This window comes from Pseudomonas sp. Z18(2022), assembly GCF_036346535.1.
Lineage (GTDB): Bacteria > Pseudomonadota > Gammaproteobacteria > Pseudomonadales > Pseudomonadaceae > Aquipseudomonas > Aquipseudomonas yamanorum_A.
The window spans coordinates 721,040-733,193 of sequence record NZ_JAOTOA010000001.1 but is presented as its reverse complement, the minus strand read 5'-3'; the positions used below and the strand labels follow the sequence as shown (position 1 = coordinate 733,193).

Below are 12,154 nucleotides of genomic sequence, written 5' to 3'. Positions count from 1 at the left end.
TCCGCTCACGCTAATTGGCGCGAGATGTTTGATAAAGTCGAATTTTATCGGGTCGATATTCGTATTCTCAAGGAGCTTGGACACGAAGTCGTTTTGTCGGGGACGCCGGGCACATTAGATTGGAAGGCGGATCTCTATTTTTGTTGGTGGTGGGGGCATTCACCGCTTCCGTTGCTCGCCGGAAAACTACGTCGTCGTCCAGTAATTGTAACTGGGGCCTTTGACTATTCCACCTGCCGGAAGGAAATTCCGGGTCTGTGTTACCTGGACCGCCCGTTATGGCAGAAGGCAGTACTGCGCACCTCGCTGTTGTTGGCTGATCGAAACCTGTTTATCTCAAGATCTGAGTGTGAGGAAGTCACAACCAACCTGCCGGTCAGAAACCCAGTGTACGCAACGCTGGCGATCGATACAGACTACTATTCTCCTAGCGAGCTTCCGGCGGTTGGATCGGATTACTTTTTTACGGTGACCTGGACAAGTCGTACAAATGCCATTCGTAAAGGGCTCATTCCGACGATTGAGGCGTTTGCAAAGGTTTCGGCTAACGCACGTCATCTTCGACTGGTTGTTGCTGGTAAGCATGGTGACTACCTGCAGGAACTAAAAGACCTGGCGCAGCGCCTGGGTGTAGGAGACAAGGTGGAGTTTGTCGGGATGATCTCCGATGAAGAGAAGCTGCACCATTACCGCAATTGCCTGGCCTATGTTCAACCAACGCTTTATGAAGGTTTCGGGCATGCGATCGGCGAGGCCCTGGCGTGTGGAGCGCGAGTGATAACTTCGCCTCGGGGCGCGGTGCCTGAGGTCGCGGGTGACTTCGCTTACTGGGTTCAACCAGATAGCCAGGAAGAAATTGCTGCGGCCATGGAGGCGGTTGTTGCCACGCCGACTTGCGCTGAAGATGCCAAAGCCAGGCATCAGTGGATTTCCTCCAACTATTCCATTGCCGCTCGCCGTACCGCGCTCAAAAGTGTCCTGGATTCCTTGCACCGATAAAATAAGGGTGAGCCTCATTGAGAATGTTTATCGAGATTAATGGTGGTACTGCGTGTTAGCTCGTCTAATCAGCATCTTCGAGAATTCGAGGCTATTGCATCTCTTTTTTATCACGGCTTGTATTCAGGGTGGCGTAATAATTAGTCAGTTTTTGATCACACCTTGGGTGGATCCATCGGTTGTCGGGGTTGTGCGTTCGTTAGAAACAGTAATCGCACTTGTCGTATTGGCGGGTAGCTTGGGAATGCAAAGTATCGCTATCCGGGATACTGCTGCGAGTACGGGGCTTTCTCGTCAGAGTGACGTGCTGCGACAGGTTTTTTTATTGGTGGGCATTACCTCGGCTGTGGTCGTTGCCGGTATATACATCACGCATAAATATTTGTTGTCTTCGGCGATTAGTTTGTATGTGTTAAATGCTTGTGGGCTGGTGTTGCTCACGAACCTGCTACGTGTCACTACAGGTTTTGCTCAAGGCGTAAAAGCCATCAGCGAAATCTATTTTATATTGATGCTGGTTACAGCGGTTGGCATTGTTTTGCATATTGTACTTACTAGGTTATATGGTGTCGAAGGTTGGATTATTGCCCGTTATCTTGGTGAGTTTTTCTGCCTGGTTGCGGTGTGGTGGAAGCTCAGGACTTATATTTTTCCAGCGCTGAATTTTGTGCAGGTAGACCGGCGCAAGGTGATCGAAACTGCTACGTCTGGCCTGACTATCAATGCCGGGCTTTTCGTCCGGCTGCTAGTGGATAGTTTGCCTGTTCTTATGTTGACTGCATTTCATATCAAAACTGAGGAAATAGGGTTTTTTGGTATAGCCATATTAAGCCTTGTTCTTGGCTTGCTTCCGCTGGCGATCATTGCGCAAAGAGCGCTTCCTGATCTGGTTGAGGTACTCAATAATAAGAGCGTTTTGTCTGCGAGGTATAATGCGTTTGTAAAAAGTATGCTCAAGGTATCGTCGGCGGTTGCGTTGTTGTTGATTGTGGCCTCGGCCGCGTGGCTGGTATTTGTGGGTGGTGTATATAAGTTGACTGCCATGTATGTGATTGTGTTGGCGTTGACGTTACCGCTGAAAGCTATCGCACTGGCTTGCGGTACGATGCTTGTAGCGCTACGTGTTTTTGGTTTGAGCCTGAAAGTTAATATCGTTGAAGGCGTATTTGCTCTCATGATCTTGTCTTTTGGTATTCCCGTGTTGGGTGGCTGGGCTGGGGTTCTGGCGTATGCAGTCGGTGCGCTTCTATCCGTTACGCTGCTTCTGACCGCGGTGAAAATCCGCCTCGCTGATTTATGATTAAGGGAGCTACCTTGAGCGGAAGTGATTTGGACGGTGGTGCCTTGCGTCCCCCGGTGAAGAAGAGCGGGTTTGATTTTTTTGGTGCAGGGTTTTTCTTTCTGGTAATTTGGTGCGCGGGCGTCATTGTTCCTTTATACCCCTTTATTAAGGGGTTTGATGGGTTTAGTCAGATATGGGGGTTTGTTTATTCCGACAAAAATGGCTCCATTGAAAAGGCCATTTTGTTGTATTTCGGCGCTCTTGTGCTTGTTTTGATAGGGTGTTATCTAGGGCGTAGGACGCATCTTATGATTCCGGTCAAGCTCCGTTATATTGTAGAACCGAAGGTCCTTTCTCAAAGATCATTAGTATTTACCTTCGTTGCGATATTGGCATTTGCAGCAATTCTTTTCTTACTGGGCGGGATTTCAGGGCTGCTCCAAGGTGCCAGTGATCGAACCAGGGCGTTTGCAGGTTTGAACGGGCTGTTCCTACTACAGAATCTGTTGCTTTCGGTCTCGCTGGCATGGTTTATCCGCTTGACGCGCGACAAGAAGAAGTCCCTTTCCGAGCGAGTTTGTTTTTGGGTTTACTTTTTGGGCGGGTTATTTATCTGCTCACTTCAAGGGCAAAAATCGACGCTTTTCATTATTGTGCTTTCATTGGTTATAGTTCGGCATTATCGAGTCAAGCGGGTCAGTTTTTTGAAATGCGCTTTGCTGGGTGTTGTGATGTTTGTTTCGTTGATGGCCTACCATCTGTTCAAGCAGCAGTATCTCGTGACGGGAAACTTCTCTTTTATTAATCAAGACCAAGGAGTGTTCCTGTCGCTTGTTCATTTTCTGATGATACAGTTTACTGGCAATCTTATGCAGTTGCAGACGATGACGGTGTTGATAGACGCAATGCCACAGGGGCTTGAGTGGCAGAACGGAAAGACGCTGTTGATGCTCGTATTGATTTTGTTGCCTTCGGTGCTTTTTCCGAATAAGCCGCTTACCGCTGCCGGTATATTTACAGGTGCGTTCTGGCCCAATATGTGGCTGCTGCAAGGAACGACAATGCCTCCAGGTATTTTTGGCGAGTTTTACATGAATTTTGGCGTCCTCGGCGTGCTGGTGGGCGGGCTTCTTCTTGGGGTTATATGGGGGCGGCTCCATGGTGCTGTTATTTATAACCCTAAAAGCGACCGTGCGTTGGGAGTCTATGCGTTAACGGTCGCCTCCATGCTTCACCTTTTCCGAGGAGAATTGGCTTCGGTCGCTCTGCTCATGGCGTCTATATGGCTTCCTTTTTTATTCTTGAGCTCAAAGCGCGAAGAGCCAGTTAATAACCCAATCTAGAGAAACTGATATGTGCGGAATTTTGGGCTACATTCATAACGGAACGCGGGAATCTATTGATTTCTCTTCGGCGCTTTCGTTTATTAGACGTCGTGGGCCTGATGATCAAGGTGTTTGGGCCGATACCGACGTTGGTGTATGGCTGGGCCAGGTGCGCCTTTCCATTCTCGATACGACTTCAGCCGGTCACCAACCAATGGTCTCTGCCGATGGGCGAGTGGTCATGGTGTTTAACGGTGAAATCTATAACTTTCGAGAATTAAGGGCTCATCTCGAAGCGGCGGGGGATCACTTTTCCAGCCAGTCCGACTCCGAAGTATTGCTCGCACTGTTCTGTCGTTATGGAATTGAGTGTTTAAACCGCTTGAACGGGATTTTTGCGGTCGTATTCTGGGAGCGCGACACTGAAACACTTTGGGTGGCTAGAGATCAGATGGGTGTCAAACCCCTCTATATCCATTCCAATGATGGTTGTTTTGCATTTTCAAGTGAGATGAAAGGCTTGATCCGAGGCGGCTTCAGTAAAACTGAAATTGACCCGCAAGCCGTACTCGCGCACCTTGGTTTTCTCTGGTCACCAGGTGATCGGACGATTGTGCGGGATATCAAAAAAGTTTTACCTGGCCAAGCGTTATGCGTTCGTAATGGGCATATTGAGAAGAGCTGGTTTTACTACGAACTGCCAATTTCCGAGAAACCCCTGACAAAAACGGTTGCGGATGTCGCTGTTGATGTTGCCGATGCGGTCAGGACTGCCGTCCAGCGTCAGTTGGTGTCCGACGTACCGTTGGGTTCATTCTTGTCAGGCGGCTTGGACTCCAGCGCCATCGTCGCGTTTGCAGCGCAGGAAATGCGGGACAAGGGGCGTTTGCAGTGCTTCAGTATCCGTGTAGACAACGGCTCCACTGCAAACGAGGGGTTCGCCGATGACCTTCCGTACGCACAGCGCGTTGCCAAGCATCTGGATGTCGACCTGCATGTCGTAGGCGTCGGCGATGAGATGATGGATCGTCTGCCGGAAATGGTTTACCTGCTCGATGAACCTACGCCGGATCCGGCCGCGTTGAATGCGTTGTTCATCTCGGAACTGGCGAGCCAGAACGGTATCAAGGTCCTGCTGTCGGGTGCCGGGGGAGATGATATTTTTACAGGCTATCGTCGTCATTTCGCTCTGGCACAAGAGCGTTGGTGGGGCGGCATGCCTCGACCGCTGCGTTCGGTACTGGCCCGTAGCTCAAGCTTGCTTCCGGCGTCGTCTCCGCTGTCTCGTCGCCTCGGGAAGGCTTTTCGCTACGCGGACTTGCCTGCTGATGATCGCTTGATCAGTTATTTCCTCTGGCTTGAACCTGATCAGGCGTATGGGCTGTTGGCGCCAGACTTGCGACGCCAGTTGGCGGCCGATGATCTGTTTGCGCCTATGCGAGAAACACTTTCGCGGCTGCCTTCGGATGCAACACCTCTTGATAAAATGCTCACCCTGGAGTGCAAGCATTTTCTCACCGATCACAACCTCAACTACACCGATAAAATGGGTATGGCGACGGGCGTTGAAGTGCGTGTTCCGCTGCTGGATCTTGACCTGGTACGCCTGGCGGGTTCACTGCCATCGCATATCAAGCAAAAAGGCCGGGAAGGGAAATGGATTTTCAAGAAGGCCATGGAACCCTATCTGCCTCACGACGTCATCTATCGGCCCAAGACGGGCTTCGGTGTACCGCTTCGCAACTGGTTGCAAGGACGCCTGAAGCCTTTGGTCGATGAGGTGCTTTCTCCGGCATCCCTGCTGAAAAGGGGGATTTTCGACCCCAAAGCAGTGGCGCATCTGATCGAAGCAGATCGTTCAGGCCGAATAGACGCTGCTTATACGTTGTTTGGCATCGTTTGCATGGAGCTGTGGTGCAAACAGTATCTGGACGGCGATTTTGCCCTGGACGGTTGAGTCGGCGGGCACGTCCCGGTCTTATCCGATGGTAGGATAGATAGCTCTATACAAGTTTCTCAGTGATGAGTGAATTTTTAACTTTATTGGTGTGAATGCATGAAGCAGGTTGTTCAGAACATGGCTAGCGGTGAGACGTCATTGGTTAATGCACCCGCTCCCGCCGTTCGCAGTGGCACGCTAAAGATCAATACAACCAATACGCTGATTTCTGCCGGCACGGAACGCATGCTTGTAGGATTTGGCCGGGCCAACTGGTTGGAAAAAGCTCGCCAGCAACCTGACAAGGTTCGCATGGTTCTGCAAAAGGTGCAGACCGATGGTTTGGCGACAACGGTAGAAGCCGTTCGCTCGAAGCTTGCACAGCCGTTGCCGCTTGGATACTGCAACGTGGGTGTTGTAGGCGCCGTGGGCAGTGACGTATCCGGGTTTAAGCCCGGCGACCGCGTGGTTTCCAATGGCCCTCATGCCGATATCGTTATCGTTCCCAAGAATCTGTGCGCCTTGATCCCGGATTCGGTCAGCGACGAAGCCGCCTCGTTTACCGTGCTGGCCAGCATCGGCTTGCAGGGGATTCGGCTGGCTCAGCCTACGCTGGGCGAGACCTTTGTCGTCACCGGCGTAGGTCTGATCGGACTGATGACGGTTCAGCTCCTGCGAGCCCAGGGCTGCCGAGTACTTGCCATTGACTTTGATGAGCAAAAACTGGCGTTGGCTCGCAGTTATGGCGCCGAAACCTGCAATCCCGGCAAAGGGGAAGATGTTGTATCGGCGGGGATGACGTTCAGCCGCGGAAGAGGCGTGGATGGCGTCATCATTACCGCGTCGACCAAGTCTTCCGATCCGGTCACCCAGGCGGCACACATGTGCCGCAAGCGTGGGCGCATTGTTCTGGTGGGGGTCACCGGGCTTGAGTTGAGTCGAGCTGACTTCTACGAGAAGGAACTGACATTCCAGGTTTCATGTTCTTACGGGCCCGGGCGCTATGATCCGAGTTACGAAGATCAAGGCAACGACTTCCCGATAGGTTTTGTTCGTTGGACTGAGCAGCGCAACTTCGAAGCCGTCCTGGATATGCTCGCCAGCGGCCAATTGGAGGTCAACTCGTTGATCTCCCATCGGGTTGCATTTGAAGATGCCGCGGATGCTTATCAGACGCTTACGACGGATAACTCGGCGCTGGGTATCATTCTTCAGTACACCTCGGAAGATACCGAGCGAAACATCAAGGAAGTCGTGCTGGCACCTGGTGCGGTAGCCAGTTTCGACCCGGTCAAACCCGTGGTTGGCTTCATCGGTGCAGGAAACTATGCATCAAGAATGCTGATACCGGCGTTTAAGGCCGCGGGCGCTCAGTTCCATACGATTGTGACTGCCGGCGGTATCAACGGTGTAATACACGGCAGCAAGGCTGGATTTGCACAAGCCTCGACTGATATCAGTGCGATGCTTGGCGAGAGCACGATCAATACCGTTGCAATTGTCACCCGTCACGACAGCCACGCCCGTTTTGTCGCTCAAGCGCTGGAGGCGGGTAAACATGTGTTCGTCGAAAAGCCATTGGCAATTGAATCCCAGGATTTGGCAACGGTTGAAGAGGCCTATCGAAAGGCTGTCGAACAAGGGCTCAAGCCACATTTGATGGTTGGGTTCAATCGACGCTTTTCGCCACAGGTCCAAAAGATGAAGGCGTTGCTCTCGGCTGTAAAAGAGCCCAAGTCTTTCATCATGACGATGAATGCCGGAGCGATTCCCGCGAATCACTGGACCCAGGACCCGTCAGTCGGCGGTGGGCGTATTATTGGCGAAGCGTGTCATTTCATCGACCTGATGCGTTTTCTGGCGGGCAGCAAAATTGTTTCGATTCAGGCCCGCAGAATGGGAGATACGCCTGCTGTTGCCATTACGGAAGATAAAGCGGCGATTACCCTGGGGTTTGAGGATGGCTCTTTCGGCACAATCCACTACCTGGCCAATGGCGCTTCAAGCTTTCCAAAAGAGCGAGTTGAAGTCTTTGCTGCCGGGCGCGTCCTGCAACTGGATAACTTCCGCAAGTTGAAAGGTTTCGGCTGGCCGGGCTTCAGCAAGCTGAATCTCTGGAAACAGAACAAGGGGCAAAGCGAGTGCGCTGCGGCTTTCCTTGCAGCGGTGCAAAACGGGGCTGTCACGCCGATCACTTCCGATGAAATTTTCGAAGTGGCGCGCGTGAGCATTGAAGTTGCCCGGATTCTGCGCGAGCAATGAGCCTTCTCCTTGTTAAAGCCAAAACTGCGATAGCTCTCGGTTTTGGCAATCTGGCGCGTGCATTGACGTATCGGCTTGGGGTCAAGACTGGTTTGAACCCTGTCAGACGCCTTCGGGCTGAAATTCCCCATGGCCCGTTTTTTGCGGAAAGTGCGAGACAGGCCGGCTCGTTGCCATGTGCGTCCCAATGGGATTCCCAGGTCCGATATTTCGGGTTCTGGGAATGTCCGGTATCGGACGCACCTCCTGACTGGCATTTGAATCCGCTGAATGGAGTTCGAGTGCCTGATCCCGGCCGGGAATGGTGGCGGATTCCGGATTTTGATGCCGCTGTCGGTGATATCAAGAATATCTGGGAAGCTTCGCGATTTGACTGGACGTTGGTCTTTGCCCAGAAGTCCTGTGTTGGCGGATCTTCAGGGACGGCGCAGTTAAACGGTTGGTTGGCGGATTGGTGTGTCAATAATCCTCCCTATTGCGGTCCGAACTGGAAGTGCGGTCAGGAGGCGTCCATTCGTGTCCTGCACCTGGCGATGAGTTCGGTCATTCTTGAACAGTTTGCCCACCCGTTGCCGGGGCTTGTGGATCTGGTTCGACTGCATCTCAAACGTATTGAGCCGACGCTGAGCTATGCGATGGCTCAGGACAATAACCACGGGACTTCCGAGGCTGCCGCACTTTTTGTCGGCGGCAGTTGGTTGACGTTAAGCGGTTGCCCCGAGGGCGAACGCTGGCAGCGATTGGGGCGCAAATGGCTCGAAAACCGGGCCGCTCGGTTGATTGAGCAAGATGGCAGTTTCAGCCAGTACTCCGTCAATTATCATCGGGTGATGCTCGACACGTTTTCCATGGTTGAAGTCTGGAGAAACAAACTGGGGCTCCCGGCGTTCTCCGCTACCTTCCAACTCAGGGCTCGCACAGCCGCGCATTGGTTATTTTCGTTAGTCGACGAGCACACTGGAGATGCTCCGAACATTGGCGCAAATGATGGTGCCCGGCTGCTGCCACTGACGGATACGGACTATCGCGACTTCAGGCCTGCGGTCCAGTTGGCCATGGCGTTGTTTGCCGGAAAGAGAGCCTATGAGTCGGCAGGTGAATGGGATTTGCCACTGCGCTGGCTGCTCCTGCCTGGCCCATCGGCGATAGCGGAGCGTCCAGGTAGTCAACTGTTTGATCAGGGTGGTTATGCATTGTTACGGCGTGAACAAACCTATGCTGTATTGCGCTACCCGCGCTTCCGATTTCGCCCCAGCCAGGCAGATGCCCTGCATGTGGATCTATGGCGTGCAGGCATTAACTTGCTCCGGGATGCAGGGACCTTCAGCTACAACACCTCTGCCCATTGGCTGAGTTATTTTCCGGGTACCGCCAGCCACAACACCGTTCAATTTGATGGGCAAGACCAGATGCCCAGGCTCAGCCGGTTTCTGTTCGGGGAATGGTTGCGTACGCGCCAGGTCGAAAGTCTGGTTGAGCAGGCTGGAACCAGCTCCTGCGGCGCCACGTACATCGACGGCAACGGCGTCCGTCATAAGCGGCATGTCAGCCTGACCGATACCGGCATGAAGGTCAGGGATGAATTCACCGGATTCAAGGATCGTGCAGTTCTACGCTGGCGTTTGCAGCCTGGGGACTGGCGGTTTGAGGGCGAGGTTCTGACCAACGGCTCGCATCGAATATCCGTTGCGGGCAGCATGCCTATCGTTCGGCGGGAACTCGTCCAGGGTTTGGAGTCTCGTTACTACTTACAAAAAACTGAGGTGCCGGTGCTTGAGGTTGAGGTGACTTCGGCGGGCGTTTTGACTACGGAGTATCACTGGTAGACATGAAAGTCCTTTATTTTCATCAGCATTTTTCAACTCCGAAAGGAGCAACTGGTATCCGGTCCTATGAGATGGCCCGCCGCCTGGTTGCCAGGGGTCACCAGGTGACGATGGTCTGTGGCAGCTATGGTGGTGGCCAAACGGGGCTGGAAAGCTCTTTCGTTGGTGGAAAACGCAAAGGTACCGTCGACGGTATTGAGATCATCGAATTTGACTTGGCGTACTCCAACAGCGATGGCCTGTTCGTTCGAGCGCTCAGCTTTTTGAAGTTTGCAGTGCGCAGTATCGGTATTGCACTAACCGAGCGTTACGACCTGGTTTTTGCGACCACGACGCCTTTGACAGCCGGTATACCCGGGATATTCGCCCGGTGGTTTCGCAATAAGCCGTTTATATTCGAGGTGCGGGACCTCTGGCCCGAGCTGCCGAAAGCGATGGGTGTCATTCGTAATCCGGTAATCCTTGCCGCCATGTCTTTTCTTGAGTGGGCAAGCTATCGCTCGGCTCACCGGGTCATTGGGTTGTCGCCGGGTATTGTGGATGGCATTGCGCACCGCGGTGTGGCGCGTGATCGGATCGAAATGATCCCAAACGGTTGTGACCTGGATATTTTCAACACGCCTGCTGAGCCATGGTTGCCGGCTGGAGTGGATAAAAGTCATCTGGTAGCGGTCTTTGCGGGTACGCATGGGGTGGCCAACAAGCTGGACGCGGTGCTCGATGCGGCTCGAGAGCTGAAACTGCGAAAGCGCGATGATATCCGGCTGGTTTTGATCGGGCAGGGCAAGCTCAAGCCCGCGCTTCAGAAGCGTGCAACGGAAGAACAGCTGGACAATGTGATATTTCATGACCCGGTGAACAAAGCCCGATTGTCCGGTTTGATGGCCAGCGCGGATCTGGGGCTGCAAATATTGGCAAACGTACCGGCCTTTTACTACGGAACGTCGCCTAACAAGTTTTTCGACTATATCGCTTCGGGGTTGCCTGTTTTAAATAACTATCCAGGCTGGCTCGCCGAGATGATTTCCACGGAAAACTGCGGTTTTGTCGTACCTCCTGATGATGCTGCTCTTTTCGCAGATGCGTTGATACAGGCGGCAGATGATCGTGACGAGCTGCGGGCCAAGGGCGCACGAGGCAGAGAATTGGCGGTCAGAGAGTTTGACCGACGTAAGTTGGCTGATCGGTTTGTGGATTGGCTGGAGGGTGTTGCCAGATGATCAAGCGTGGTTTTGATTTATTTGCGTCATTACTTGGACTAATTCTGCTTTCTCCGGTCATAGCAGTAATTGCCTGGAACATTCGCAAGAAATTGGGATCTCCTGTTCTGTTTCGTCAGGTTCGTCCAGGTCGTAATGGCAAGCCGTTCGAAATGATCAAGTTCCGTACGATGCGAGATGCTCATGATGCAAACGGTGAGCCTTTACCTGATTCCCAGCGCATGACAGCCTTTGGCAGTTTTCTGCGATCCAGCAGCTTGGATGAACTGCCCGAGCTGTGGAATGTGGTCAAGGGCGATATGAGCCTGGTGGGCCCACGACCGTTGCTGATGGAATACCTGCCTCTCTACAGCGCCGAACAATATCGTCGCCATGAGGTGCGCCCTGGCGTCAGCGGCTGGGCACAGATCAACGGGCGGAATGCAATTGAATGGGAAGAAAAGTTCAAGCTGGACACCTGGTATGTCGATAATCAGTCTTTTTGGCTGGATATGAAGGTGATTTTCCTGACGATCAAGAAAGTTCTGGTACGTGACGGTATCAGTGCCGAAGGCGAAGCGACAGCATCGAAGTTCACAGGCTCCAAGTCATGAGCCGCCTCGCGGTGCTGGGTGCTAGCGGCCATGGCAAAGTCGTCGCGGATACAGCCGAATGCTGTGGTTGGGACACCATTGAGTTCTTTGATGATGCCTGGCCCGGGTTGCTTCGAAATGGTGCCTGGAACGTCGTAGGCAACACTGAGAGACTGTTGGCGGCTGTGGATGAATATGACGGAGTGCTGGTGGCGATCGGCAATAATCGGGTACGCCAGGCAAAACTGGACCAGCTCAAGGCGGCAGGCGCTGCGCTGGTTACGCTGCGCCATCCGGATTCAACCGTCAGCCGGTATGCCACGCTTGGTGAAGGATCGGTGGTTTTTGCTGGCGCTGTGGTAAATGCCGATGCCAGAGTAGGCAGTGGCGCTATTCTCAATACGGGCAGCAGCGTCGACCACGATTGTCTATTGGGATCGTGTGTGCACATCAGCCCCGGCGCCCGGCTTGCAGGCGGCGTCTGCGTGCAGGATTTGAGCTGGATTGGCATAGGTGCCTGCGTGCGACAACTTGTGAACATCGGTTCACAGGTCATGGTTGGCGCGGGTGCCGTAGTTGTCAGAGATGTGCCAGACAAGGTTACGGTCGCCGGAGTGCCGGCCAGGTTGTTTGACGGTTCTTGAAATATCGTCGCCGCGTGAACAGCGTATTGAGCGAATTGCAACGGGGCTCGTGTTGACGAGTCTTTCATATTTTCGAATGAAAACT

General features: G+C 53.1%; 9 protein-coding genes. All 9 read left to right on the top strand.

Annotated elements, in window-relative coordinates; genetic code table 11:
• Positions 1-24: 24 nt before the first annotated feature.
• The 9 genes from V3W39_RS03400 to V3W39_RS03360 all read left to right on the top strand — a co-directional run bounded on the left by V3W39_RS03400 (position 25) and on the right by V3W39_RS03360 (position 12,069).
• Positions 25-999, top strand: a complete 975-nt coding sequence (locus tag V3W39_RS03400) for a glycosyltransferase (RefSeq protein WP_256348347.1) — start codon at positions 25-27, stop codon at positions 997-999.
• Between the two features lie 52 nt (positions 1,000-1,051).
• Entirely contained in the window at positions 1,052-2,299 is a 1,248-nt protein-coding gene (locus tag V3W39_RS03395; protein WP_177075635.1) for a hypothetical protein, read from the top strand.
• 14 nt (positions 2,300-2,313) lie between these two features.
• Positions 2,314-3,624 (top strand): oligosaccharide repeat unit polymerase, encoded by a 1,311-nt coding sequence (locus tag V3W39_RS03390; protein WP_256352250.1) that lies wholly within the window; start codon positions 2,314-2,316, stop codon positions 3,622-3,624.
• Between the two features lie 10 nt (positions 3,625-3,634).
• Positions 3,635-5,563 (top strand): asparagine synthase (glutamine-hydrolyzing), encoded by a 1,929-nt coding sequence (gene asnB, locus V3W39_RS03385; protein ID WP_177045540.1) that lies wholly within the window; start codon positions 3,635-3,637, stop codon positions 5,561-5,563.
• A 99-nt stretch (positions 5,564-5,662) separates the two neighbouring features.
• A complete protein-coding gene (locus tag V3W39_RS03380; protein ID WP_177045533.1) occupies positions 5,663-7,807 on the top strand; it encodes a bi-domain-containing oxidoreductase in 2,145 nt (714 codons plus the stop codon).
• A gap of 281 nt (positions 7,808-8,088) precedes the next feature.
• The gene (locus V3W39_RS03375) at positions 8,089-9,633 is read left to right on the top strand and encodes a heparinase II/III family protein (RefSeq protein ID WP_256390326.1); all 1,545 of its coding nucleotides are present in this window, start codon (positions 8,089-8,091) and stop codon (positions 9,631-9,633) included.
• 2 nt (positions 9,634-9,635) lie between these two features.
• Positions 9,636-10,853 carry a glycosyltransferase family 4 protein gene (locus tag V3W39_RS03370; RefSeq protein ID WP_177045529.1) on the top strand — a complete coding sequence of 406 codons (1,218 nt, stop codon included), beginning with the start codon at positions 9,636-9,638 and terminating at the stop codon, positions 10,851-10,853.
• Positions 10,850-11,446 carry a sugar transferase gene (locus tag V3W39_RS03365; RefSeq protein ID WP_177045527.1) on the top strand — a complete coding sequence of 199 codons (597 nt, stop codon included), beginning with the start codon at positions 10,850-10,852 and terminating at the stop codon, positions 11,444-11,446. The genes V3W39_RS03370 and V3W39_RS03365 overlap by 4 nt, the downstream gene beginning before the upstream one ends.
• Positions 11,443-12,069 carry an acetyltransferase gene (locus V3W39_RS03360; RefSeq protein ID WP_177045525.1) on the top strand — a complete coding sequence of 209 codons (627 nt, stop codon included), beginning with the start codon at positions 11,443-11,445 and terminating at the stop codon, positions 12,067-12,069. The genes V3W39_RS03365 and V3W39_RS03360 overlap by 4 nt, the downstream gene beginning before the upstream one ends.
• Positions 12,070-12,154 lie beyond the last annotated feature (85 nt).